21 protein-coding genes and 1 tRNA gene are annotated in these 25,011 nt (G+C 51.1%); 10 read left to right on the top strand and 12 right to left on the bottom strand.

Annotation, left to right across the window (positions count from 1 at the left end):
• Nucleotides 1-86 precede the first annotated feature (86 nt).
• The 4 genes from uvrC to xerD form a co-directional block, all read right to left on the bottom strand.
• Nucleotides 87-1,925, bottom strand: coding sequence for an excinuclease ABC subunit UvrC (uvrC, locus tag VMX96_02965; GenBank protein HUU62870.1), 1,839 nt, complete (start codon nt 1,923-1,925; stop codon nt 87-89).
• A gap of 6 nt (nt 1,926-1,931) precedes the next feature.
• Nucleotides 1,932-2,264 (bottom strand): hypothetical protein, encoded by a 333-nt coding sequence (locus tag VMX96_02970; protein HUU62871.1) that lies wholly within the window; start codon nt 2,262-2,264, stop codon nt 1,932-1,934.
• A gap of 3 nt (nt 2,265-2,267) precedes the next feature.
• Nucleotides 2,268-2,459 (bottom strand): hypothetical protein, encoded by a 192-nt coding sequence (locus VMX96_02975; protein HUU62872.1) that lies wholly within the window; start codon nt 2,457-2,459, stop codon nt 2,268-2,270.
• Nucleotides 2,460-2,733: 274 nt separating this feature from the next.
• A complete protein-coding gene (gene xerD, locus VMX96_02980; GenBank protein HUU62873.1) occupies nt 2,734-3,645 on the bottom strand; it encodes a site-specific tyrosine recombinase XerD in 912 nt (303 codons plus the stop codon).
• Between the two features lie 425 nt (nt 3,646-4,070).
• Between xerD and lgt the strand changes: the two genes are divergently transcribed.
• A complete protein-coding gene (gene lgt / locus VMX96_02985) occupies nt 4,071-4,934 on the top strand; it encodes a prolipoprotein diacylglyceryl transferase (GenBank protein ID HUU62874.1) in 864 nt (287 codons plus the stop codon).
• A 319-nt stretch (nt 4,935-5,253) separates the two neighbouring features.
• On the opposite strand, the gene recJ is transcribed toward lgt, so the two are convergent.
• Complete coding sequence (recJ, locus tag VMX96_02990; GenBank protein HUU62875.1) at nt 5,254-6,945, bottom strand: single-stranded-DNA-specific exonuclease RecJ; 1,692 nt, start codon at nt 6,943-6,945, stop codon at nt 5,254-5,256.
• A gap of 2 nt (nt 6,946-6,947) precedes the next feature.
• Nucleotides 6,948-8,189, bottom strand: coding sequence for a beta-ketoacyl-ACP synthase II (gene fabF, locus VMX96_02995; protein HUU62876.1), 1,242 nt, complete (start codon nt 8,187-8,189; stop codon nt 6,948-6,950).
• 479 nt (nt 8,190-8,668) lie between these two features.
• Here fabF and mtaB point away from each other — a divergent pair, with 479 nt between their 5' ends.
• The 6 genes from mtaB to VMX96_03025 all read left to right on the top strand — a co-directional run bounded on the left by mtaB (nt 8,669) and on the right by VMX96_03025 (nt 14,943).
• Nucleotides 8,669-9,928: a tRNA (N(6)-L-threonylcarbamoyladenosine(37)-C(2))-methylthiotransferase MtaB gene (gene mtaB / locus VMX96_03000; GenBank protein ID HUU62877.1), complete on the top strand. Its 1,260-nt coding sequence runs from the start codon at nt 8,669-8,671 to the stop codon at nt 9,926-9,928.
• Nucleotides 9,929-10,353: 425 nt separating this feature from the next.
• Entirely contained in the window at nt 10,354-11,793 is a 1,440-nt protein-coding gene (locus VMX96_03005) for an OB-fold domain-containing protein (protein ID HUU62878.1), read from the top strand.
• Nucleotides 11,794-11,810: 17 nt separating this feature from the next.
• Nucleotides 11,811-12,992, top strand: coding sequence for an acetyl-CoA acetyltransferase (locus tag VMX96_03010; GenBank protein HUU62879.1), 1,182 nt, complete (start codon nt 11,811-11,813; stop codon nt 12,990-12,992).
• A gap of 76 nt (nt 12,993-13,068) precedes the next feature.
• Nucleotides 13,069-13,623: an O-acetyl-ADP-ribose deacetylase gene (locus VMX96_03015; GenBank protein HUU62880.1), complete on the top strand. Its 555-nt coding sequence runs from the start codon at nt 13,069-13,071 to the stop codon at nt 13,621-13,623.
• A 128-nt stretch (nt 13,624-13,751) separates the two neighbouring features.
• Nucleotides 13,752-13,827, top strand: a tRNA-Arg gene (locus VMX96_03020).
• A 102-nt stretch (nt 13,828-13,929) separates the two neighbouring features.
• Nucleotides 13,930-14,943: a tyrosine-type recombinase/integrase gene (locus VMX96_03025; protein ID HUU62881.1), complete on the top strand. Its 1,014-nt coding sequence runs from the start codon at nt 13,930-13,932 to the stop codon at nt 14,941-14,943.
• 84 nt (nt 14,944-15,027) lie between these two features.
• On the opposite strand, the gene VMX96_03030 is transcribed toward VMX96_03025, so the two are convergent.
• A complete protein-coding gene (locus tag VMX96_03030; GenBank protein ID HUU62882.1) occupies nt 15,028-15,693 on the bottom strand; it encodes a hypothetical protein in 666 nt (221 codons plus the stop codon).
• Nucleotides 15,694-15,781: 88 nt separating this feature from the next.
• Here VMX96_03030 and VMX96_03035 point away from each other — a divergent pair, with 88 nt between their 5' ends.
• The 3 genes from VMX96_03035 to VMX96_03045 all read left to right on the top strand — a co-directional run bounded on the left by VMX96_03035 (nt 15,782) and on the right by VMX96_03045 (nt 18,279).
• Entirely contained in the window at nt 15,782-15,952 is a 171-nt protein-coding gene (locus VMX96_03035; GenBank protein HUU62883.1) for a MerR family transcriptional regulator, read from the top strand.
• A gap of 40 nt (nt 15,953-15,992) precedes the next feature.
• Nucleotides 15,993-17,042 carry a tyrosine-type recombinase/integrase gene (locus tag VMX96_03040; GenBank protein ID HUU62884.1) on the top strand — a complete coding sequence of 350 codons (1,050 nt, stop codon included), beginning with the start codon at nt 15,993-15,995 and terminating at the stop codon, nt 17,040-17,042.
• A gap of 403 nt (nt 17,043-17,445) precedes the next feature.
• Complete coding sequence (locus tag VMX96_03045; protein HUU62885.1) at nt 17,446-18,279, top strand: hypothetical protein; 834 nt, start codon at nt 17,446-17,448, stop codon at nt 18,277-18,279.
• A gap of 406 nt (nt 18,280-18,685) precedes the next feature.
• Here the strand turns inward: VMX96_03045 and VMX96_03050 are convergent, their stop codons facing one another.
• From VMX96_03050 to VMX96_03070, 5 genes are all read right to left on the bottom strand, one after another.
• The gene (locus VMX96_03050; GenBank protein ID HUU62886.1) at nt 18,686-19,903 is read right to left on the bottom strand and encodes a CoA transferase; all 1,218 of its coding nucleotides are present in this window, start codon (nt 19,901-19,903) and stop codon (nt 18,686-18,688) included.
• Between the two features lie 21 nt (nt 19,904-19,924).
• Complete coding sequence (locus VMX96_03055) at nt 19,925-21,166, bottom strand: CoA transferase (protein HUU62887.1); 1,242 nt, start codon at nt 21,164-21,166, stop codon at nt 19,925-19,927.
• A gap of 177 nt (nt 21,167-21,343) precedes the next feature.
• Nucleotides 21,344-21,892, bottom strand: a complete 549-nt coding sequence (locus tag VMX96_03060; GenBank protein ID HUU62888.1) for an acetone carboxylase subunit gamma — start codon at nt 21,890-21,892, stop codon at nt 21,344-21,346.
• Nucleotides 21,893-21,901: 9 nt separating this feature from the next.
• On the bottom strand, nt 21,902-24,100 hold the full coding sequence (locus tag VMX96_03065) for a hydantoinase B/oxoprolinase family protein (GenBank protein ID HUU62889.1): 2,199 nt from the start codon (nt 24,098-24,100) through the stop codon (nt 21,902-21,904).
• A gap of 37 nt (nt 24,101-24,137) precedes the next feature.
• Nucleotides 24,138-25,011: hydantoinase/oxoprolinase family protein (locus VMX96_03070; GenBank protein HUU62890.1), on the bottom strand; the 874-nt coding region annotated here is incomplete at its 5' end.

Below are 25,011 nucleotides of genomic sequence, written 5' to 3' on the forward strand. Positions count from 1 at the left end.
CAAGTGGAAGAAAAAAGTATCAAAGAAACACGAATCCGTGAAGAGCAGCCTCAGACCAAGCGTCAAATAGCAGGCAATACCGAAAATTATAGAGATTCCTTCACCCTCTGTGCCAGGGATTGGGTCATGCCCACAACCGCGGCCATCTCATCTATCGGGGCCTCCTTGATTGCACGCACCGAGCCGAACTTTTGTAAAAGCGCCCGCTTGCGCTTGGGGCCAATCCCGGGGACGTTGTCCAGCGCTGATGCCATCGTCTCACTGCGCCGCACCCTGCGGTGATAGCCTATGGCAAAGCGATGTGCCTCATCACGAATTCGCTGCACCAGGTATAAAGCTGACGACGTAGGGTGTAGGATTATTGGATCGGCTATGCCAGGGCGAAAAAGCTCCTCGTTCTCCTTGGCAATGCTGGCAACTGGGATGAATTCCACCCCCATTTCCCTAATAGCCTCGCCTGCCGCATTCAGATGCCCCTTACCGCCATCGATGAGCACCAGGTCGGGGACTATAGTCCACCCTGATGTATCTGTATTCTTGAACCCTTCAGCCCTTTTAAAGCGTCGCCTTAAGACCTCCTTAATCATGGCATAGTCGTCGGCGCCACCCACCGTTTTAATGCGAAATCGGCGGTAGTGCGCTTTCACGGGCCGCCCCTCCTGGAATACCACCATGCTGCCCACCGCCGATGTCCCACGAATATCCGAAATGTCGTAGCACTCCACTCGACTGGGAGTTCGGGGAAGACGAAGAGCGTCTCCCAGCTTCTCGATAGCAGCAGCGTTAGCCCCCGGTTCAGCGAGCTGCTTCACCCTTAGCTGTTCCAGACCCTGTCGAGCATTCTCCGCAACCATGTCCACCAGCTTCCTTTTCTCACCACGTTGTGGCACCACAAGGCTAACCCTCGTTCTGTTCTGTCCCCGCTTGCTAGCCAGCCACCTCTGCAGTAACAATATATCATCAGGGCGATGCTGAAGCATGATTACAGGTGGGACATAGGTCGCCGAGTGATAAAACTGGTTCAGGAAACCCGCCATTATCCGCCCCGGCTCCTCATCCTTAGCCCCTTGCACCATAAAGTGGTCCCGCTCGATGAGCCGACCGCCCCGTATGAAGAAGACCTCTAAATAAGCCTGATCACCGCTCTTTGCCAGGGCGATGACATCCTGATCACGTCTATCGGTCGAAGAGATCTTCTGGCGCTCGGTTACCATTTCCACAGCACGTATCTGGTCGCGCAGTACTGCAGCCCGCTCGAAATCCAGCCGCTCCGATGCCCCAGCCATCCTTCGCCGTAGTTCCTTCACCACGCTCTCCTGCTTTCCCTCCAGAAACATAACCACCTCATTAATAATCTCGTGGTATTCCTCCCTAGAGATAGCGCCAATGCAGGGGCCAGCACAGCGGTGCATGTCATACTCAAGACAGGGTCTGCGATCAGTCCCGCTGATCGCCCTTTTACAAGAGCGGAAAGGGAAAAGCCTTTGTAACAGGTCAAGTGTCTTTCTCACCGAGCCAGCACTGGCGAAGGGTCCGAAGTAGCGGTTGCCATCCTCATCGACTCGCCGGGTAACATAAACCCTGGCCCAATCGTCCTGGATATTGATCTTGAGATAGGGGTAGGTCTTATCATCCTTGAGGCGTACATTGTAGCGAGGGTGGTGCTTCTTGATCAGGTTGCACTCTAGTATAAGTGCCTCCTGTTCCGAATCAGTAATAAAGAATTCAAAGCTGCTTACCCGGGCCACCATCCACTGTATCTTTGAGGAAAGCGCATGAGGAGTGCCAAAATAGCTTCTTATCCGACAATAGAGATTGGTGGCCTTTCCCACATATATCACATTGCCCGATGTATCTTTAAAAAGATAAACACCTGTCTTCTGGGGTAATGCCTTTAGCTGCTCATCGAAGCGCCTCGCTTCCATGGCGTCCTATCCCAGCACAAAGACGAGCACGATGAGGATGATGATCATGGCCCCGGCAATCAGGGATATCTTTCGTAAATCTGCGATGACATATTGATAGCGTGGAGCCTCCTTTTGCGCCGCAGGAGCGGTCTGGGTCACCTTAGAGGTAATTTGAGGCTCCGGTGTTGCCACGGTTGAGGGCATGGCAGGAGTCTCAGCAGTGAATTCAGTTGATGTATCAGGAGTAGCACCAGCAGGCATGGAACGCCTCGAAGAGCCTTGCGACTTCTTCTTCCGCTTTCTCTCTTTACTAGACGCCGCCTGTCGTGAGGCGACACTATGTGACTTCTTAGGCATCTATTACTCCACCTTGATAACTCGTCCATCCTCCACAACACATGTCACCCTTGTATTCATACGAGAAAACGCCCACTCTATACTCACCTCACAGTCCAACAGAAACTTCTTCTCTTGCCCCATTACCTCAACAACAATGGCCGGTCCATCCCTTATACCAATTAACGTCCCATTAACAAACTCAGTTTTCACCATTTAAACCTTTTTATTTTAAGCATTCAAGCGATTATTACTTGTCAATTTTATATCCTACACCCCAATAGTATCCGTTACGGGAAAATCCCGTTTGTCTCATTTATAAGCTCTCTTGCGATACTCTCCCAAGATTACGGCATAGGGAGCAAATTCTCTATATCGAGATATCTCAAAAACTAAACCTTTTTAAACCAACCCTTCGCCCTTGCCCCTCTGCATAACTACATATATCTGAATCCCGCTGCCGCGACGCCTTAGCCCCACAAAGCACTTATTAATCTCGAGCTCTAGGGTGTGCCTTTTCATAAGCCTGGCGCACATGCTCGCTGGTAAGGTGAGTATATATCTGTGTTGAGGAGATGCTAGCATGCCCCAGCAGCTCCTGAACCGCCCTCAGGTCAGCTCCACCGCTCAAGATATGAGTGGCAAAGCTATGCCGCAGGGTATGGGGGGTAACCTCCCTTTTTATACCCGCTGCCTCAGCATGGTTCTTAAGTATGAGCCAGAAGCCCTGCCTGGTGAGGCGCTCCCCTCTGCGATTTAAGAACAAAGCGTCGTCTTCCTCATCACGCAGCATAAGGGGGCGAACCGCCACCATGTATTCTTTAACAGACTGGGCTGCACGCTGATGTATTGGTATAATCCGCTCCTTGGATCCCTTTCCCAGGCAGCGCACAAATCCCGCATCGAGGTTCACATCCACCGTGTTAAGGGAAACAAGCTCAGATACTCTCATGCCACAGGCATAGAGTAGTTCAAGCATCGCCACATCACGTTTTGCCTCGGGCGAAGAAAGCCTAACCGGTGCTGACAACAGCGCTTCTACCTCAGCAACTGAGAGGGGTTTGGGCAACGATTTGCCCACCTTCGGCGAACTCAAGTTCTCGGTTGGGTCATTGCGTAGGGCGCCATCATTAACCATAAAGTCAAAGAAAGACTTCACCGCGGCAACCTTACGAGCCACGGTGGCCGTTGCATAATTTCTATCCTTTAAATCGAGGATGTAACTGATGAGAAGATTGCGATCTACAGCAGACCACTCAGTTTTGTGTCCTTTTACACCTGCCCTTTCCCCTACGAAATCAGCAAGCTGATTGAGGTCATTTCTATAGGCGTAGATGGTATTTTCGGAGAACCCCTTCTCTACTAATAAATAATTTAAAAAGCTCTGAATTTCCTCCCCCATCCTTAGTTCTCCTTTATCAATCTTGAATTGCCCTATTTTAACATAATCCTACAGAGTATGCACGCTTATCGAAAAATTTGCACAACCCCTTCCCCAAATCCTGAACATTTCACAGAAATATGAGTTCACTTGATTTGGACATATTATATCAATTGCCATAGTAGCTGTCTCAGCGGTGGTGTAATCTTAAGAGAGGGAAACGCCCTGGATAATGCTTAGCTTCGATCGCTATCCAACATGCCTATTGCTAACGGCACCAACAGAATCTAACTGAGATTCTTCCCCCGAGGCCTAAACAGGGGTCAGACTGACAGAGAATGTTGCTTAATTTTCTTGGCAACAACACCGCTACTTGGCTTACTAAGACAAGTGTATGCGCCATATTTGTTGACACTACGTGGCAAATCGCCGTAGAATGCTATAAAGTGTCAATTGAAATAGGTATCGACACCATACTCTTCAGCATTGGCTCCTTCGAGATAGGCTGGCATGGGATCATGGTGTCCCTCGCTGTCATAGTAGGGGTCGGAGTATCCCTGTGGTTTGCTAAAGGTGTCGGTATCAAAAAGGAGACCGTCTATAGCGCCGCGCCCTGGGCTATCATTGGCGGTATTATCGGGGCCAGGCTGTTCCACGTCATAGACTACCTGGGGAGCACTTATATTAGCCACCCCGCACAGATATTTACCCAATTCTTTAGCGGGTTATCCATTCTCGGGGCGATCCTGGGGGGAACGCTGGCCGTTTTCATATATGCCAGGATAACTCATCCCCCGCTTGGGCGTCTCGCCGATGCCATCGCCCCAGCGCTGCTCCTTGCCCAGGCGGTGGGTAGGATCGGGTGCACTATAAACGGCGATGCCTGCGGGACACCGACTTCGATGCCCTGGGGTTTTGTTTATACCAGTGATAATGCTATTGCCCCCCAAATACTGGCTCAGGCCGGTTATTCTCCAACTGTAGCAACCCACCCTTCACCGGTTTATGAGATCATGTGGGATATCCTAGTATTCGCCTTGCTATGGCGTCTTAAAGGGCGGCTAAAGCCGGATGGCTCTCTATTTCTTCTTTACCTTTCGCTATATTCCTTTGGGCGTTTCTTCATCGAGTTCACCCGTTTGGTGACACCGGATCAGATAAATGTGTTTGGCCTGCTACATTCACCCCATTTCATCACTCTTATTGTGCTGTCGGTTTGTGTCCCCCTGCTCATCTACAGGATTAGGAAGGCGAGGGCTGAGGCCATAGCTGACCCTCCTGCAGAAGAGTTGCCCTATCCTCTACCTTAACAATTATCAGCCCTCCTCCGTCATTATCACGAAAATAGAGCCCTTAAATATCGATGCTAGCCCAACGCCCATGTCATTCCCGCGCAGGCGGGAATCCAGGCCCATCGGTATCCGGGTTCCTGCCTCCATAGTATCAACAGACAAGGCCCGTGCAAATATGCGACATTTTCATCATCGGTGATACCGCCAGCAAGCAGTATGCTGGACTTGGTTGAAGATAGCCCACAGTAGACTCGCATCTTTTAGCAAACTCTCCGGGCAGAAAGCTAAATACTCTTGCGGAGTAAGAATAAAGGGCAAAATGCTGTCGGGCACTAGTTTATGTGGCAGGAGCGAAATCGAGGATGTTTAACTGAAGCCTCTCCCCACCACCCCACAGATCGACATCAACCTTGAAGACGATGTCCAGCCTGGGGGTGACCTTGCCCACAAGCTGGCCCATCCTGAAGCCAATGCTATCCCAGGCTACCCCATCCGCCCTTAGCTTCATCTTCAGGTGCTCCCCTTTACCTCCCACGCAACGAGACTCCTCCACCTTTACATCACGTGCAGCAAATACCGGGGTGGGATTGCCATATCCAAAGGGGGCAAGCTGCTGCATCATTTTGAAGGTATTCCCGTTGAGAGACGACAGGGACATCTCGGCATCAATGGAGAGCAGGGGGCGGAGGTCCACAGATGCCAGTTGGTCTGATGCAATCTCAACCAGTCGTTTATGAAGTTTATCCAGGTTTTCGGTAGCTACAGTAAACCCTGCTGCCCTGGGATGCCCGCCAAATCGATGGAGGAGAGCGCTGCAATCGCTAAGGGCATCGATGACGTCGAAATCGAGGATGCTGCGAGCGCTCCCCCGGCTCCACTCCCTTCCCCGCTGGAAGACGACTACGGGGCGGTAGAACTCATCAACCAATCTGCCGGCTACCACGCCCACCACCCCACTATGAAAATCCTCACCACCTACCATTAGAAGGGGTAAATCGGTTCCGGTGGCACTTATCTGCTCCCTTGCCCTGAGCAGCATCTCCTCGGTGAGCCTTTTTCTCTCCTCATTTCTCCTCTCCAGGATACCGGCAAGCCTCTCAGCTTCCTCCGAAGACCTAGTCGTTAATAGATTATAGCCTATGCCAGCATGGTCCATCCGCCCCGCTGCATTGAGGCGAGGTGCTAGAACCCAGGAAATAATTTCAGCATCAATGCCTAAAAGAGGCACTCCAGCGCTCCTGGCCAACTCCCTTAATCCCGGCCGCTCTGTAGTTTGAAGCACTGCAAGTCCACGCTTCACCAAGTAGCGGTTCTCTCCGAGGACTGAGACCATGTCAGCCACCGTTCCCAGAGCAACAAGGTCTAATAATGCCTCCACATCGCCGTCCTTACCCAGAGAACTAAAAAGTGCCTGCATGAGCTTGAAAGCCACACCCACACCGGCAAGCTCAGGGAAGGGGTAACGGGAGTCACCCCGCTTCGCATCGATCACTGCGATAGCCTGTGGTATTTGAGGAGGAACCGTGTGATGGTCGGTAATCACGATATCAAGCCCCAGTTGCTTCGCAACTTCCATCTCATCATTAGCGCTGATGCCACAATCCACCGTGACAATTAAATCAATCCCCTGTTGCGATAAGCGCGCTAATGCCGCGTCGTTTATACCATACCCCTCATCAGCGCGGTGGGGAATATAGGGAACTACATGTCCCCCAAGAGCGGAAAGCCCATCACAGAGGAGAGTTGTGGCCGTGATCCCATCGACATCGAAATCCCCATATATGGCAATAGCCTCCCCGGAGAGCAGTGCGCGGTAAATCCTGGCTACCGCTCTATCCATATCGGGCAGCAGAAAAGGGTCATTAAGCAAGCGCTCGTCTGCGGCTAGAAAGGACTCAATCTGCGCTGTGTCATTGATGCCACGATTATAGAGGAGCTGAACCAATAAAGGGTGGTGTCTATTTCCCGAAATTCTGGCAAGCTGCTCTTCTGGCAGGCTAGGCTGTATTTGCCATCGTCTACGGCTCATGCTTAATCCCTATACCTGCCGAAGATAAGGGTAGAGTTGTGCCCACCAAAACCAAATACATTGGATAATGCTGTATTCACCACCGCCTGACGAGCCACATCGGGCACATAATCAAGGTCGCAATCTGGATCGGGGCAGGTGAGATTTATTGTCGGTGGAATGACCCCATGCTGGATAGTGAGAACGCATATCGCTGCCTCCATGGCTCCAGCAGCACCCAGCAGGTGCCCCACCATCGACTTTGTGGAGCTTATGGGAATTCGGTAGGCTTCCTTCCCAAAAACAGTCTTTACCGCCATGGTCTCATTCTTATCGTTTAGTTGAGTTGATGTGCCATGGGCGTTTATGTAATCTATCTCCCAAGGTTCCAACCCTGCTTCCCTAAGAGCGATGCTCATGGCCCTGACCCCACCTTCACCCCCCTCTGCTGGCTGGGTAATATGGTAGGCATCCCCTGCTGCACCATAGCCCATAACCTCAGCCAGAATAGGGGCTCCCCGCTTCGTAGCAAAGGTAAGGCTTTCCATTACTAGGACCGCTCCCCCCTCCCCAATGACAAAGCCATCTCGCTCGGCATCGAATGGACGGGATGCCTTCTGTGGCTCATGGTTCCTGGTAGAAAGAGCCCTTGCTGCGTTAAAGCCAGCAAAGGCGAGTGGGGTTATTACCGCCTCAGCCCCCCCTGTAATCATCGCTTGGGCATCACCGCGCCTTACAATCTCAAATGCCTCCCCGACAGCATCGGAGCCACTGGCACAGGATGAGGTAATACAGAAATTGGGACCCTTTGCCCCCAATAATATTGCCACCTGACCAGAAGCCATGTCAGCTATCATCATTGGAATTAGGAAGGGGCTTACCCTATCGGGCCCCCGCTCCATGAGCACCTTGTTCTGATCTATTAGGGTGCTCAGCCCCCCAAGACCTACACCAATAACCACACCTATGCCCCCGGCATTTGTGGCATCTATTCCCATGTGTGCCTGCTCCACCGCCTGAAGGCTTGCCACTGCGGCAAATTGAGCAAAACGATCCATGTGACGGTACAATTTGCGGTCTAAATACTGACCTGGGTCGAAATTTTTTACCTCGGCGGCGATCTTGGTTGCTAAGAGGCCAGGGTCAAACCGGGTTATGTAGTCTACCCCCGATGTGCCTGAGATTAACCCCTGCCATGTCGAGGATACATCTAGCCCCACCGGGCTTACCATCCCTATGCCGGTAACCACGACCCTATTACCCAAGGAAGCACTCCCCCCTTTTTTGCTGTAATTGTAACAGTATATCACGTTATGTTCTAAATTGGCTATATCCCTTGACCTTCGAAATTAAAAACCCATATAATAGCGAAAGTTAGCCCGCAGTCAAAATGAGTTAGAGGGAGAGGTTTACCCCGGCTTTCTCACAAACATTAGAGTTATTCCGCTTCGTAGATTTTGGGTTCCGTCCCAGGCCAGGGGTCCCCGGCAGTAATAATCATGATTTCCACGAAAATATAGTTTAGGGAAGTTCCAGTGTTACACTGCAACTAAGGGGTTCTATGTTATTTATTTATAACCCTTGGGATCGTTAACCGGCGAGAGCATTTGTTAAAGTAAAAGTAATTGTATCCGTCTCATAGCACCAGTTTTAAACAAACTCAGTCACTAAATGATAAATGCCCATTTTCTTCCTCGGTGGCACCTCCGACAATCGGCATATCTAATTGCGAACCGGTAAAGAGATGCGAAAAATCCAAAATAGCATTGCTTTAGAAACCCTGGGATGCAAGCTTAATCAGGCGGAGAGCGAGTCACTGGCATGGCAGCTCGCCGAGAGGGGATATAGTATTGTTCCTGCCTCGGATGGCGCCGATATCTATATCCTCAATACCTGCACCGTGACCCACATTGCCGACCGAAAGTCACGCCATCTCCTGAGACTGGCGCGACGCAGAAATCCCAGTGCCTTCATCATCGCCACCGGTTGCTATGCAGAGCGCGCCACCAGTGAGCTCGCTCAGTTGGCTGAGGTCGACATTATCATCGGCAACGAAGAAAAGTCCCGCTTGCTTGATGTTTTACAGGAGCGGTGGCTGATTGGCCCCGGCAGTGCTCTTCTACCACAAATACATCGAACCCGTAGCTTGGTAAAGGTGCACGAGGGATGCAACCGATTTTGCTCCTACTGTATTGTACCCTTTGTCCGAGGCCGAGAACGCAGCTTGCCACCCGACGAGGCATTGGCAGAGGTCATAGCAAGGGTAGAAAGGGGCTACCGAGAGGTAGTGTTAACCGGAACCCAAATCGGCTCCTACAGAAACGGACTGTGTTCCCTTATCCGGCGCATCCTGGCTGAGACCGACGTTCAGCGACTGCGCCTGTCCTCCCTCCAGACTCAAGATATAACCCCTGCCCTTCTTACCCTGTGGCAGGATTTTGCCCAGCATCTCTGCCGCCATATCCACCTCCCCCTTCAGAGCGGTAGCAATGCTATTCTCCAGCGCATGGGGCGAAGCTACTCAACGGAGGATTATGAGCAGGCGGTATCCAGGATTCGTGAGGCAATACCGGACGTGGCTATCACAACCGACGTTATTGTTGGCTTCCCCGGAGAAACCGTCGATGAATATGCTGAGAGCTACCGCTTCTGCCAGCGTATGGCATTCTCCAATATTCATGTCTTCACCTACTCGGAAAGGCCAGGTACCCGCGCCGCTCTGATGCCTGATAAGATTGACGAGCGTATTATGAAGGAGCGGAGCGAGCGCATGCTGAAATTGGCAGAGGAGAGCGCTCGTAGCTTCAGGGAGCGCTTCGTGGGATACACTATGATGGTGCTCTGGGAACAGGAAGTTCAGGAAGGAACCTGGGTAGGACTAACCGATAACTACATCCGTGTAGCTGCACGCAGCGAAGAGCCATTGAGAAATAGGCTTATGCCGGCGATCTTGGGTATGGGTAATGAACATTATCACTGCCTGGGGGCAAGTGTCGCCCAATAGCCATCAGAGGCAAATAATGTCACTCAGGACTCGATTTGCCTATGCTGCAGCCTTAACGGTTATGGCAATCTGGCGATGAACGCATTTCACTTAGCAAGTCATCGTGGTGACATGGTTTTATTAGCGTTAATGCCCTACTACGACGATCTCCAGAGTAACGAGCAGATTATTGGGCACGCCTTTTAATTTTCGGCGGGATATGCTAAGGCAGTATGCTAAATAGGCGACCTCCCTGTCAGGGGAGCTCCAGGAACCGGGAAAAATCGGTTACGGCTCATATCAAGGGTAACCTCCCACACCGAGTCTAACCAGGTACCAGCCCCTTGGTATATGGGCTATCACAGCCTTAGCGCAGTTGACAGATCATACTGAAAAGCGCTATCTTAAATAGCGAATGCCAACGGATAAAGGAAAGGAGTGTAAGTATGGTAGGAATTACGTCTTATGGTGCCTACATACCACGGTACCGAATTAACCGAATGACTATATACGGATCCATCGGTTTCGTGAACCAAGCAACGATAATGCCGGGTGAAAAGGCAGTAGGTAATCATGATGAGGACAGCCTCACTATGGCGGTAAATGCAGGAGTCGATTGCTTAACCGGCCTGGACCGGAACAAGGTCGATAGTCTTTGTTATTCGACTACTACAGCTCCCTATAGGGAACGCAGCAATGCAGGAATAATTGCCACCGCCTTAGATTTAAAGCCACAGATTCGAATTGCAGATTTTAGCGATTCGCTTAAATCTGGAACCACTGCCCTTCTCTCCAGCTGCGATTCTATCGCCGCTGGTTCAGAAACCAGCATACTTGTCTGTGCCTCCGATTGTCGACTTGGTCCAGCTGGAAGCTTCCAAGAGGAAATGTACGGTGACGGTGCTGCCGCTCTGCTGTTGGGAGATAAAAAGGTGATTGCGACACTGGAGGGTAGCTACTCCATATCGTACGATTTTGCTGATCACTGGAGGCATGAGGAAGAGAGGTTTAACCGAATATGGGAAGATCGATGGGTTCGTGATGTGGGATACAGCAAATTCATCCCCGAGGCAATTAGCGGGTTAATTAAGAAGTACGACATCAATCCTAAAGACATAGCTAAGGTCTGCTATCCCTGTATGTACGCCCGCGCTCATGCTAATATCGGTAAGCAGTTGGGCTTTGAGCCCGATCAGCTACAGGATCACATGTTCACCACATTAGGCCTGACCGGCACGGCAAACCCTTTGATGCTACTGGTGGCAGCGCTGGAGGATGCCAAGCCGGGGGACAAAATAATCGTCGCCAGCTATGGAAGTGGAAGCGATGCCATGTTTTTCGAGGTAACACCGGAAATCAAGAAGATCAAGGGGAGAAAGGGTGTCAAGAACAGCCTGGCAAATAAAAAGGACCTGACCAGCTACGAAAAGTATGTGACCTTCAAACAGGTTCTTGCAATAGATATCGCAGGTCGAGGTGAAGAGGCGGTTCCGTCATCATCATCGATATTATGGCGGGACAGGAAAAAGGCTTTAGCCCTTGTAGGGACGCATTGCAGGCGCTGCGGCACTCCCCAATTCCCCCCCCAGCGCGTATGTGTAAAACCCGATTGCGGCGCAGTCGATGAGATGGAGGAGTACCGCTTCTCCGATAAAAGAGGTCATATCTTCACCTATACCGGCGACAATCTGGTATATACCCCCGACCCGCCCGAACTATACGGAGTGATCGATTTCGAGGGTGGTGGGCGTTCTCAATTTAACCTGACCGACTGTGATCTGGACGAACTCGAAGTAGGAATGCCAGTAGAATGTACTTTCCGTCGGAAGTACTACGATCGCGGTGTTACCGGTTATACGTGGAAAGCAGTACCTGTAAGGGTTTAAGAAGGAGGAACTTGAACATGGCTGAAGGTATAAAGGATAAAGTTGCCATCATCGGAATGGGTTGCACCCGTTTCGGTGAGAGATGGGATATGAGTAGTGAGGATCTCATGGTTGATGCCTATAAAGAATGTATTGAGGATGCCGGAGTTGATAAGAAAGATATAGATGCCGCTTGGTGGGCTGCCCTCTATTCGATGCAGGGGTTTAGCGGTATACAGCTATCTCAAACGTTAAAACTGCAATACCTGCCAGTAACCCACGTGGAGAACGCCTGCGCCAGTAGCACAGAGGCGCTGCGGGGTGCAGCCTATGCCCTTGCCTCCAATTGCTGCGACATGGCGCTCGCTGTCGGCGTCGAGAAGCTAAAGGACGTTGGCTATGGTGGTCTTCCCGATCTTAAAACTCCGGCGGAGTTCCTCACCATGCCCAACATGTCAGGACCCGGCGTATATGCCATGATGGCTACCAGGTATTTTTCACGCTACGGCATACCGCCCGATGAGGGGAAGCGAATGCTCGCTAGGGTATCATGGAAGAGTCACCAGAACGGCTTCAAGAACCCCAAGGCACACCTGCGCAAGGCGGTATCGCTCGATGATATCGTAAATGCCCCGATAATTGCATGGCCACTTGGCCTCTTCGATTGTTGCGGGGTCAGTGATGGCTCAGCAGCAGCTATTCTGGTGCGCGCAGAGGATGCTAAGAAGTTCCGCCCTGACCCGGTATACATCAAGTCGCTTCAGATCGCTGCCGCCTCAGGCGCGGATATGTGGTACACTGATTACGACTACACCCATGCGGAGACGGGTTACCAGTGTGGCTTAAGGGCCTACAAAGAGGCGGGGATAAAAAACCCGCGCGAAGAAATAAGCATGGCCGAGGTACATGACTGCTTCTCTATCACCGAGGCGGTAACTATGGAGGACCTCCAGTTCAGCCCACGAGGCAAGGTGCGTGGGGACATTGAGTCTGGGTTTTTTGACCTTGATGGCGAGCTGCCGGTTCAACCAGATGGCGGTCTCAAGTGCTTCGGACATCCCATTGCCGCCTCGGGAATACGGATGGTATATGAGATGTACAAGCAGCTCCAGGGTAAATCTGGGGATCGTCAGATAAAGAACCCTAAGCTTGGGCTTACCCACAACATGGGTGGCTATCCGCCATGGAGTGTGGTCGGGATTGCTATCCTAGGTCTCTAGTGTATTGATTGGAGGGTTCGTTGGTATTTCAGTGAATCCTCCATTTCTATTAAACGAAAAAGGTAACAAAGAAAAAATGAACAGTATAATCAATAGAACGAAGCTCTCCTTGCTTCAAGGTGATATAACCAAGCAAAGCACCGATGCTATCGTCAATGCTGCCAACTCCGGCCTTATGGGTGGCGGTGGCGTGGACGGTGCGATTCACCGCTGCGGCGGCACCTCTATCCTTGAAGAGTGCAAGCAAATCGTTTCTAGACTAGGACGCCTGCCCACTGGTGAAGCAGTGATTACCACCGGCGGGAACCTCAAGGCGAGGTATGTCATCCACACCGTAGGGCCAGTTTGGCGCGGCGGCCACCGTGGTGAGCCTGAGCTTCTCTCAAGCTCCTATCGCAATAGTCTGGGGTTAGCGGTAGCCAACAGCTTAAAGACGGTTGCCTTTCCCTCGATAAGCACCGGTGCCTTTGGATACCCGGTGATTCTTGCTGCTGCCGTAGCACTGGAGACGGTCATTGACTTTCTCCGAGAGGATGAGTCCCTGGATGAAGTAGTTTTCGTCCTCTTCGATGATGCCACCTACCAGAGATATGTTCCTGCATTAGAAGAGCTACTACCTGCGACGGGTTAGCCTGGCTTTTAGGAATATGCTCACAATATTGATTGCATCCCCTATCATTTAAGCCTACAAAGTTCGATAAACTAAACTTGTCAGTGTCCCAGCGAGGTGCTAGAATTATGAAGGATAGGTATAAAAGGGTCCCTGTAGCTCAGTGGATAGAGCAACTGCCTTCTAAGCAGTGGGTCGTGAGTTCGAATCTCACCAGGGACGCCAGCCCATAGCTGGCTCAAAGCTATCTTATCCCCCGATCCCTGGGTAAAAACCCGGGGATTTTTGCAAAAAGACCAACTGCTTCGGTAAAAAAGGGGGGACAAGATGGCAAAGAATATCCAAGAGCAACTAAACCGGATTGTTGAAAGGAAGAGCAGGGTAACCCATCTCGACAACTTGATTCAGGGCTACAGGCTCTACGCCCGAACCGAGGGCAAGAGCCCGAAAACGATAACAATCACCACCACGGCGGTCACTACCCTTAGAGACTTCCTTGAGTCCAAGGCGTTTTCCACTGATGTCGCCGATATAGGCATCCAGGAACTGAGAGAGTTTATACTTTACCTCCAACAGGTAAAAGCCTACCAGCATCACCCTTACACTAAACCGCAGGATAGGCAGCTATCGGGCCACGCCATAAATTGCTATCTTAGAGCGATAAGGGCCTTCTGGTCCTGGCTGATGCGTGAGGAGATTATCCTGTCAAACCCCTTCATCAAGCTAAGAATCCCCAAGCCTCCAAAGAAGGTGATCCCTACATTCTCAGAGAGCCAGATACAGGCCCTGTTGGGAGTGATACGCACTTCTACACCAATCGGCTTCAGGGACTGGACGATGGTACTTACGCTCCTCGATACTGGACTCCGGGCTAGCGAACTTGTAGGCTTCACCCTAAATAATGTTAACCTGGACGACGGCTTAGTCAAATTATGCGGCAAGGGGGCAAAAGAGAGGATAGTTCCCATAGGGGCAAGGGTTCAGAGGGCAATGTGGAAGTATATCCATCGTTATCGTACACAGCCTTCCAATCCCCTTTGCGACAACCTATTCCTGACCAGTATTGGTGAGCCTATAACTGTGAATCGCCTGGAGACTATCATTGAGAGCTATGGTAGAAAGGCGGGGCTAGAGGGAATCAGGTGCTCCCCTCATACGTTCCGCCATACCTTTGCAATCAGCTACTTGCGAAATGGTGGGGATGTTTTCTCGCTACAGCAGATATTGGGGCACTCCAGCCTCGATGTAGTGAGAGTCTATGTTAACCTGGCGGAGGCGGATGTGAAGGCCTGCCACAGGAGGTTTAGCCCTGCTGATAACATGGAACTGAGACGCAGCTAGATTTTGACGATCCCTCTTATGTAGCTGCGTTCTCTCTTTGACATATCAAAGGATTGAGCTTCCGATGCTTACTATCTCAAACCCCTAGCCGGGACAAATTGGGCATTTGCCTGGGAATACCCGCTTGAGGCTCCACTTTTCTAGCTGCTTCACTATTTTCGGAACTAAGTCCGAGGCTGTCCTGGGGACTATTATCTGATTGACGGGTAAGTGATTCTTTTTCAATTCTTGCTCTAGCCCCTGTGACAATGCTTGCTTTACCTCTTCCCACCATCGCCACAATTCCTCGTCTGCCAAGTGGACTTTCAATGCTTCAAACAAGGGTCGCCGCTCAAATTGGAACCGCACCTCCAAAGAACTATCGGTCTGCCGTCGAAAGCTAGGCTGTCCCCATTGCCATACACATTCTGATTCTGGACTTGGCTCGTATTCGTCAAGGTCTACATAAGAGATAAGTGTGTCCCAGGCTTCATCATATAATTCATCTCTCCATAGACGAATTTCGTCGCATAAATCCTCGAAATGCTTCCTTTTAGCGTCGACAATTAAAAGATTCCCAATAGACTCGCCAAGCACCTTCTTAGCTGCCTCAAAGTGCTTCTTCCTCTCCCGTATGAAGCGAGGATTCCGAAGTGGGAAATCTGTATCTTGCAGTTCTTCCAGGACATCCGTGGGTGATGTTAAACCCCTCGCGAAACAATTAAATATGAATTCCAGTTCTTCTTCTGAAGATCCGGGATGTTTTCCCATGATTAACCCCTATTATGTACCAGTTTATGCCCTTGGGTTATGCTAGGCTATCTCTAGACAAATTGCAAGGAGGTCTGTCGTGAGATTAATGACGGTAAGCGAGGTGGCAAGGGAGATAGGGCGTTCCACCGACTGGCTCAGGGAAGCGGAACGGAAGGGAAAGATTCCCCGAGCAAGGCGGGACCTGAACGGCTGGCGAGTCTACACCGAGGAGGACATATCCAAGATCAGGGAACTCCTCATCCCTAGTACTGTGTAATTGATGGCACTAGCTGACGGCAGGAACATAGGCGAATATCATGCTTCTAATGGATCACCTTACTACTTTGGATACCCTGATTGAGGCCTATCGTCTCAATGCCCGAATTGAGGGCAAGAGCCCGAAGACGGTTGCTATTTACACTACTGCTCTCACTATTCTTAACAATTTCCTGAAGCAGGATGGGCTTCCCACTGATGTCGGCGAGATCGGTGTGCTAGAGATTCGGCGGTTTATACTATATTTACAACAGACGAAAACATATAAGGAACACCCTTATACAAGGCCGCAGCAGAAGGGACTAACCGGGCACACCATAAACTGCTACCTCAGGGCGATTAGAGCCTTCTGGAGCTGGCTCGTCTCCGAGGAAATTATTGAGACCAATCCCTTCCACAGGATAAAGATTCCGAAGTCGCCCAATAAGGTGATTCTCCCGTTTACAGACGATCAGATAATGTCTCTCCTCGCTACCATTGATACCCACTCAGCTACAGGCTTTAGAGACTGGACGATGATCCTCACGCTTCTCGATACAGGAATCCGGGTGACCGAGCTCTCCAAAATAGAACTAAAGGACGCAAATGTAAATCAGCGCTCTCTGAAGGTCTGGGGCAAAGGGGCCAAGGAGCGAGTCGTGCCAATTGGAGGAACGGTTCAGAGGGCAATAGTAAAGTATGTGAACCGATACCGGTCCAACCCTGTCAATCAGCTATCGGATCGTCTTTTCCTTACTAGAGCCGGAGAGCCCTTAACGGCGAATCGTATCGAAACCATTATTGAAAACTACGGCAGGAAAGCAGGGATAGAGGGCGTTAGATGTTCGCCCCATACCTTTAGGCACACGTTTGCTATAAATTACCTTCGGAATGGCGGGGACGTATTTTCTCTGCAACGAATACTAGGGCATAGCACACTTGATATGGTTAAGAACTATCTCAACTTAGCGCAGTCCGACCTTCAAGCCGCCCACTTGCGCTGTTCGCCGGTCGATAACATGCAATTAAAGGCTGGCAGAGCCTCCATACACAACATCAAAAGAGTCCCCATTGAGATAGCAATCCCGGTTCTGGTTGGAGATGGGCAATGAGCGGCAACACGCTTGTCTATCTCCAGCTATATCTCCGCCTCGGTCTAAGTCCTTTCCCTTTGAAGCCCCGCTCCAAGGAGCCATTGGTCAGTGGGGCTCGACAGGGCAGATTTCCCTTGGAGGAGGAGCGGTGAAGCTTATCTCTGAGCTAGAGGTAGTGCAGGAGGCAACAGCAAAGGGTGGCTTCCTCAGAGATTTTGTCAACCATTGCTTCACCCATAACGGATGCTCCCAAAGTGCTGCACCTATGGGTTGCCCTGGGCACGCTAGCTGGGCCTAGCGACCCTATTCCACAACTAAAAATCCATACCTTTTTTGAACTGTCGCCAGTTTTGGCTGATTATAGCACAATCAACATCAATCCCTAAAAATAATCCCAAATCAAAAAATAACGGAGGTTACAATGGTATCCTGTGATATATGCGGTAAAGAATTTAAAAATACTCAAGGCTTAAGAGGACACAAAAATTTCGTTCACGCCGACACTGGAATCAGCATTGGGCAGCCGGTAGCTCAGCAAGCCGCCCAGCAGCCACTGAGTTCCAATTTAGGTACTCGAGTAACTACTGAGCAGAGGCTGAGCCAACTGGAGAATAGATTTGCTAGGCTGGAGCATATTACTGGAGTTGGGGAAACGGACGAACTGGAGAAGCTACTCAGTATTACTGACACACCACTTACTGGGCGAGTTGCCCAGCTTACTGAGCAACTTAGTAAACTGACTGAGCAATTGAAATCTGAATACGTTTCCAGAGAGGCAATGGAGACCATAGTGGCTGAGCTAACTGGAGAATCTGAGTCCCTTCACAAAGAGATAGCAAATACATATAACATGTCGGCCATTGCCATACGCGAGAGCCATGAATCGTGTGAGAATAGCTTTTCGAAAATAGAAGGGCAATCAACAGCTACAGCTAACGAGTTATATGAGCTATCGAAAAACGTCAAACATATCCGGGAGTCAGTCCAAGGTAATCGCGCTTCAGTTAATCAGCTAAATACCAAATTAGTTTCACTCGAATATACGTTATCTGAGCTTGAGAAAAAGATTATTAGAGTGAACAACCTTGCGAGGCGCGTGCCGACAGGGGAAATAGTCAGTATCCAGCTAAGTGACAAGCGTGAGCATCACTTCCGAGAGTATAAGAGTTCAGAAGCATTAGCTCAGCCTTATAGAACTAAACGTGATCTAATTTTGGGTGACCGATGGGTAGATTTGGCAGAACCGGAGGATTAGATAGTCACGCCAAAATTAACCAAAAGATGAAATGTTCAATAGCTACAATCTAGATAATTTTATCAGCATTCGCTTTACTATAGAGCGAGCAGTTGTTAACCTTTAGGTTATTGGTTCGGATCTAACTCAGAGAGCCATTTAAGTTAGAAGCAAGAACCTTTTCCAAGACTTTTGCATTTGTCTATTAGAAAGCGGCCAAGAGAACGTACAGGGACAAATTGGATGTTGGTTAATTGACTGAACAGAATAGAAGTTTGTGTGATTGATTAAACGATCTGGACTTTTGTTACCTAATATACATCCTCGATTGCCCGAATGTCATCAAGTGTTATAAATTGGCCACGATGAGGATTACAGAGTCTGCTACGGGCAGAGATGCTAGCAACTAGTATCCCTCGCTATGGATCTATTCGAAAACCCCATCCAATAAATAGCTATCATATTCTTCCTGTGACATACCCAGAAGCTCTTTGTACACATACTCGCTGTGCTCCCCCAAAAGAGGAGACCCTCTCTTCAACTCTCTTGGGGTCTTGGATAGCGTAAAGCAACCCCCTAGATAAGAGTGACGCCCTAACACAGGGTGATCCAACTCCCAGAATTGATGCCGATGCTTTACCTGAGGATCGTGCTCACATACATCTTCGGCATTTTGCACCACTCCTGCCGCCACTCCAGCTTCTTGCATCTTGGCCATAACGTCCTCAGGGGGATAGTTAACCGTCCACTCCTCTATTAAGCGGTCTAAATCCGCCTCATTTTTCTTCCTTCCCAGAAGCGTTTGAAACCTTGCCTCCTTTGACCACTCTGGGTTGCCCATGACCTCACAAAGAGATCTCCATTCTTGGTCGGTGAATACGGCAATTGCACACCACCTGTCGTCCCCTTGGCATGGGTAGGTGTTATGAGGCGCGGCGTAATGGCAACTGTTACCAGCCCTGGTCTGGATTCGCCCGTTTACTGTGTAATCCAACAATGCTGGAGTAAAACCGAATATGGCCGTCTCAAGCTCAGAGAGATCTATATACTGCCCTTGTCCTGTTCTCCTTCTATAGTCCAGAGCAGCTATTACTGCCGTCACCCCTAGAGTAGGGGCAATAAAATCCGGCACAGATTGCCCTACCATGACCGATCTTCCATCAGGCCTTCCAGCAATATTGGTAAAGCCGGCGTACGCTTGTAACTGAGGGCCGTAACCAGGCATGTCGGCGTGAGGCCCGGTGTTCCCAAACAGCGAGGTACTGATCATAATAATGTCAGGCCTCAGCTTCTTTATGTCTTCGTAGCTCAATCCCCATTTCGCTATTGTACCAGGGCGGAAGTTATCGACTACCACATCGGCCCACCTGACCAGCATTTGGGCGACCTCCAGGGCTCGTGGATGATTCATATTCAGGCCAACGCTCAGCCTGTCATTGTTAACAATGTCAAACAGGAAACTGCCGTTTACGTTAACCACGTCATCCTTCCAGGGTGGGGCAAGTCTCACATTATCAGGCCTCTTCATTGATTCAATGCGGACGGTCGTGGCTCCGTGCTCAGCGAAGGTTTTCATAGTAAGCGTGCCCACCCCCGCATACACAAACCCAGCAATCTTGACATCTTCAAAAACGTGCCGTTGCATCTCAAACCTCCTCCAACACGTCTAGATTACTCTGGCTGCTCTTAGGTCAATAAGGTCCTTCGTGGTAAAGCCCATCTCCGCCTCGTAGACCTCCTGGTTATGCTCACCAATAAGAGGAGGACGTCGCCATTCGCCAATAGGGGTCTCCGAAAATAGAGCAAAGGCCCCTGGATATGTAACCTGGTCGTCTAACTCCTCGTGGTTAACCGTCCTAAAGAAGTCTCTTCCCTGAAGCTGTTCGTCTTCCACCAAATCCTTGGTATCACTTAAGCGGTAGAGCATAATCTTCTCCTTCAGGGCTTCCTCCCAAAGCTCTTCCTTAGTCTGGCTTTTGAAGAATTCTCCCAGTACCTGAAAAAGATAGGTAAATTCTTCCATGGCGGTTTCCCCGATACCCCACTGCGACCAGTCCTTTGCTTTCAACGCTTCCGGGGCCATCCCTTTCCTATCCATAAACTCAACCAGTAGCCGATTATTCCTTCCCCCTGGCTGCCCCCCTAGCAAGAGAAAAGCTACGTCTCCGTCTTTGCACTCCCATAGAATTGGCATTCTCAGACCCTTTCGAATAGTTAGCCCTCGCCCCGGCTTATCTAGCACTTGCCTGGCGGCAATCCATTGCGGCAAATACTCCAGAGATATGAAAATCCAAGTATCCCGTGCTGAGACATCAACATGTTGCCCTTCACCAGTTCCGGCGCTGTGGTATAGAGCCACCATGGTCCCCTGCGCAGCCTGTATGGCTGCCTGCACATAAGACTGGGGAACGCTCACTCGAAACGGACTATCCTCGGGCTCACCGGTGACCGCCATTATCATTCCCATAGCGGCAACCACTATATCAGGAGCTTTATAGTGTGCATAGGGACCTGTTCCACCAAAACCGCTGATAGAGGTCATGACCAGGCTTGGCTTTATTTCACTCAGTACTGAATAGCCCAAACCTATGTTGTCCATGTACGCGGGCTCGAATGACTCAATGACGACGTCAGCACCTTTAACCAGCCTCTTGAACATATCCTTGCCTTGGGCGGTTTCTATATCTAAGGTGATGGAACGCTTGTTGGTATTGTATGCCCAGAAAAGGAGGCTCTTGCTTGGGTCTACAATGTCATGATAAAAGGGCCCCCTGTGCCTGGCCAGAGCACCACCTACCTTCTCCACCTGTATAACGTCTGCTCCCATGTCGGCAAGAATCTTTCCACAAGCCATACTTTCTTCGTCTGTCAGGTCTAAAACGTGGTATGGTTCCAGCATCTTCTTCATCCCCTTCTCTCCTCCACTTCATATAAGTATAGTAGGCAAACCAGACTCTTGATCATCGGGATCATGCATCTCCTTGAATTCTGTTAAGCAGGTAAGCGAAGCGACGAAGTGACGCTGAGTAAAAGGGCCTAAACATCCAGAGAATCTTACCTCTCTCGATCTAGCTATCAGGGCACATTACGCGATGTCACGTCCCCACTCCCTGGTGATCTGGTAAGTCATATCCCGGAACTCTTTCTCATCGGGAAGCGGCCTTACCAGCCACTCCCTGTAGAAACTATCTATGTCGGGCAGGGCATCGAAGATGATCGGATAACCTACGGGTACAGCCTCCACCTTGAGCAGACTGCCGCACCCCGGGCAGTAGAACTCCCGCACTTCGCACAGGTTGGGGTCGGGGCACTTGAGGCCGGGATAAATCTCCTCCAACTTCTCGGTATCGTCTCTGGCGAAGATCAAAGCGTTCAGCTTCCAGTTCTGCCGCCAGTCCCCGAACTCATGCCCGCAGTCGCACTTTACGATCCGCTCTCCGGCCTTGTCCACTACGTAGAGGTGCTCGCCCAGGGGCAGCAGTATCCTCTCCAGCCAGGGAACGCGCTCCTGGAGGATCTCGACATACTTGTCGAATCTATCGTCGTCCTTGGGCTTGCTCATAATTTCGAAGGTCTTGTGCCAGGGGAGCCTGCCGTCGTAAAGGTCTCTCAAATCCTCTTTGCTGTATGGCATTTCATCACCTCACAGATTAAAATCATCGGGCAGCGCCCAGAAGTCCTTGAACTCCTGGGTGAAGGCCTCGCTAAGCCTCATACTACTCTGGTACATCTCCAGAATCTTGCCGTCGAGATTACGCTCCATCAGCCTCTGACGGGACTTCTGCCACCACTGCTCTACCGGCACACCGCGCGACAATCTCTCCTTTCTCTTGGCTTCGCGCAGTTTGCTGGTGGCAGCCTCATCGATCTGCCACTCCTCGGTCATCTCGTTGAAGATCACGTCGACGCAGTAGATATTTCTGGCCATCCAATCAGTGGCAAATCCTTCATCTAGGTCATCTTTAATTCTCCTCGGCTCTCTCTCAATGGGGTCACCCAGTCCCCCGGCAGAAGCCGTGTCGGTAACAAGTACGTCGCCATCATAGACCAGTATCGGTGGTGGTATAAGGCCCACGTTGGTGACTTGGCCCTGAATTCTATCCTTCCACTCGGCGGGATGGCCCAGCTCGTGGAGAAGTGGTTGCCTATTCTCTATCAATTCCTGTAGATTATCGTAACGAACCAGGAGGGTATTTCGTTTGCCGCCGGGATAGCCACCGAACTGGCCGAGATTGGGGATGATGCCATCAGAAGCGGTCCCAATGGCCCCACTGGCAATAGTCTGTGTTACTCTGTGAAGCAGCGTGACACTGGCTAGTGCCACGCCGGAGCGGAATTTGCCGTACCCAGTGGAGTAGGGTTCAAATCGCCGTGTCATCTCCAGCTGGGGTACGAAGAGTTCCCACACTTCTGCATTGCCCATATCAACTAGCTGGGTGGCTATCCACCCCCCACAATCGCACCCATCGCCAACCCCCGTAGCCCCAGGCCCGAAGGTACCTGTTTCGGCAGCCAACAGAGGGCGCTTGGTACCCAGTGCGTCGTAGCCAGCCATCTGCCAGCCAGCACTGGAACGCCAGTTGAACGTCTCCTCCCTGAACCCACGCAGATAATAGGCAATCCCTAACATACTTTGCCACAGGCCGAACAGATCAAATATTGGGGCCCATGGGTCCGCGGTCGCCAGCCTCTTGATCTCACTTGGGTTCAGCAAGGAATCGACAGCTGGCTCCTTAATCTCGCAGGCGAGAAGGGTTCCTAGATTGGAACGGCCGTCGTACGAGATGGTCTGCGTCAGGACTGTTGAGAAGCAACCCCGCAGGCCGGTGGGAGTTCCGTTGAAGGGGTGCCATCCCCACTCGCCAGTCCCTTCGAAATCCAGCACCAGACGCCCGGACGGCAAGATGTCAGTCTGTATGGGGATTAGCCGTATGGTATCCCGATTGGCAGGGAGCCAGGAAATTGGTTGCTTTGCCATATCAAGTTCAACAGGTACCACATCTCGGTAGCGCCCGGGAACCGTCCTCTGCCGAACGCGGGCGAGCTGGTTGCGCCGCTCTTCCTCTATGAGCTCCCTCGTGGCCCTCTTGTAGTAGTCGAGTCCGAATTCACGAATTATGTTTTTGACCTCTTCGCGCACCCTGATATTGGCTGCTATGGCCCCCTTGCGATTTAACAGAAACATATCCGCCATATCCAGGCTGAGCTCGATCTTGAGCTCGAAGTCTCTCCTGAGAAGATCATTGGCCCCCCATTTCTCACAACAGAACCTCAATCCGTCCGAGCCCCGCTCTGCATTTGCCGTGGGCATGCATCCCGGGCTCACTGCGCCAATATCCATCTCCATAATCACCGTGCAAACCCAGCCCACCAGTTCGCCTTCCCAGAAAATCGGCAGGATATCGTAGACATCAGCAGGGTGCATGCCGGCGATAACGGGATCATTGGCTATGAACAGGTCGCCCTCATTTATGCCCACGTCCTGCTCGTAGTTCTGTTTGATCATCCACTGTATGCACTCACCCATCGGCATGATGTGAGCCTGGATGCCGGTCGATTGGGCGATGCTGGCTCCATCAGCGGTATAGAATCCGAGGCAGAGTTCGGCCACCTCTCGCACAAAAGGTGAAGCGGATATCATACGGGTAGTCTCCCTGCCCGCCATCAAAGATGCCATTATCCGGGAATGAAAAAGCTCGCTCTTGACAGGGTCCTCTCTGAGTAGGTAAGGCTCGGTGATGCCAGCATAGCAACCAGTCTCCCAGTACAGCCTCTCATTTTCCTCCATCATCTGCTTGAGGGTCTTCCCGCCTTCTCCTATTCCTTTGCTCTCGCTCATCATAACCTCCTCTGATCGCTGTTTCCCAATTGGGGAATCCTCAGGTGAGCCACAGCAGCGACCACTCATCCATCCTGGCCCGTCTCCCCGGCGGGAGGAAGAAGGTGGTGGCTGGAGCCTCAACTACAGCTATCCCCTCGATCTCGTTCCCCGGTCTGATCTGGTCCATGTCGTAGATAACGGCCCTGTGCCACTCGCCGTCAAAGTACACTTCCCTCTCCCCCTTGATAGCTTCTTGTAGTGGATCCTTTCCCTCCAGAGATCTCTTAACTATTTTAGGCTTGACCTTGGGAATAGAGGCGGTGAGCCCCAGCTCGAAGATCCAATATCCTGCCCGCTGATGCTTGGCCACGCCAGCAAACACCTTCTCATATAGGTCCTCAAATGCAGCGATGAGTTTGTCCATATCCTCGGCGCTGTTTATGCGAGAGACAGGTGATGGCACCTCCAAGTCGGACATCTGGCTCCCGTAGCGCACGTAGGCTATCTGACGCACCCTGGCCTGCTCCCATGGCAGACCCTCGGCAGCGAAGTCAGCCTGTGCCAGCTTCTCCAGCTCTTCCCACCCAGGATTGAGCATCCCCTGTCCCATCATCATCTTCCAGCTTTCGTCAGCGCCATAGTGAATCATAACCGTGGTGGACTTCTGGTATCGGTGGCTGATGTCCACCGCAGCAGAACCGAATGAAGAGAAGGCCGCTGCGTAGGGCAGGGTGGCCACTCCCTTGAAGGGCAGGCCTTCGGTGTAGCCAGCGAGGTGCATCGGGCCAGCCCCGCCATAGCCCAGAAGGTGATAATCTGCCGGGGAGAATCCCCGAGCATAGAGCACTGCCCTGATGTGCTCCTTCATAGTGCTGTTGATGAGCTTATACACCCCCTCTGCGAGGTAATAGGGGTCGACGCCCAGGACATCG

Source organism: Dehalococcoidia bacterium, from assembly GCA_035528575.1.
In the GTDB taxonomy this organism is placed as follows: domain Bacteria; phylum Chloroflexota; class Dehalococcoidia; order E44-bin15; family E44-bin15; genus DATKYK01.

Bases quoted from the DNA above. Each gene is read 5' to 3' on its own strand.
- xerD (HUU62873.1), bottom strand. From the start codon at position 3,645: ATGGGGGAGGAAATTCAGAGCTTTTTAAATTATTTATTAGTAGAGAAG.
- VMX96_03025 (HUU62881.1), top strand. From the start codon at position 13,930: ATGGCAAAGAATATCCAAGAGCAACTAAACCGGATTGTTGAAAGGAAG.
- VMX96_03010 (HUU62879.1), top strand. From the start codon at position 11,811: ATGGCTGAAGGTATAAAGGATAAAGTTGCCATCATCGGAATGGGTTGC.
- VMX96_03045 (HUU62885.1), top strand. From the start codon at position 17,446: ATGGTATCCTGTGATATATGCGGTAAAGAATTTAAAAATACTCAAGGC.
- VMX96_03040 (HUU62884.1), top strand. From the start codon at position 15,993: ATGCTTCTAATGGATCACCTTACTACTTTGGATACCCTGATTGAGGCC.
- mtaB (HUU62877.1), top strand. From the start codon at position 8,669: ATGCGAAAAATCCAAAATAGCATTGCTTTAGAAACCCTGGGATGCAAG.
- recJ (HUU62875.1), bottom strand. From the start codon at position 6,945: ATGAGCCGTAGACGATGGCAAATACAGCCTAGCCTGCCAGAAGAGCAG.
- VMX96_03005 (HUU62878.1), top strand. From the start codon at position 10,354: ATGGTAGGAATTACGTCTTATGGTGCCTACATACCACGGTACCGAATT.
- VMX96_03065 (HUU62889.1), bottom strand. From the start codon at position 24,100: ATGATGAGCGAGAGCAAAGGAATAGGAGAAGGCGGGAAGACCCTCAAG.
- VMX96_03060 (HUU62888.1), bottom strand. From the start codon at position 21,892: ATGCCATACAGCAAAGAGGATTTGAGAGACCTTTACGACGGCAGGCTC.
- VMX96_03030 (HUU62882.1), bottom strand. From the start codon at position 15,693: ATGGGAAAACATCCCGGATCTTCAGAAGAAGAACTGGAATTCATATTT.
- VMX96_02970 (HUU62871.1), bottom strand. From the start codon at position 2,264: ATGCCTAAGAAGTCACATAGTGTCGCCTCACGACAGGCGGCGTCTAGT.
- VMX96_03035 (HUU62883.1), top strand. From the start codon at position 15,782: ATGACGGTAAGCGAGGTGGCAAGGGAGATAGGGCGTTCCACCGACTGG.
- VMX96_02975 (HUU62872.1), bottom strand. From the start codon at position 2,459: ATGGTGAAAACTGAGTTTGTTAATGGGACGTTAATTGGTATAAGGGAT.
- VMX96_03055 (HUU62887.1), bottom strand. From the start codon at position 21,166: ATGAAGAAGATGCTGGAACCATACCACGTTTTAGACCTGACAGACGAA.
- VMX96_03050 (HUU62886.1), bottom strand. From the start codon at position 19,903: ATGCAACGGCACGTTTTTGAAGATGTCAAGATTGCTGGGTTTGTGTAT.
- uvrC (HUU62870.1), bottom strand. From the start codon at position 1,925: ATGGAAGCGAGGCGCTTCGATGAGCAGCTAAAGGCATTACCCCAGAAG.
- VMX96_03015 (HUU62880.1), top strand. From the start codon at position 13,069: ATGAACAGTATAATCAATAGAACGAAGCTCTCCTTGCTTCAAGGTGAT.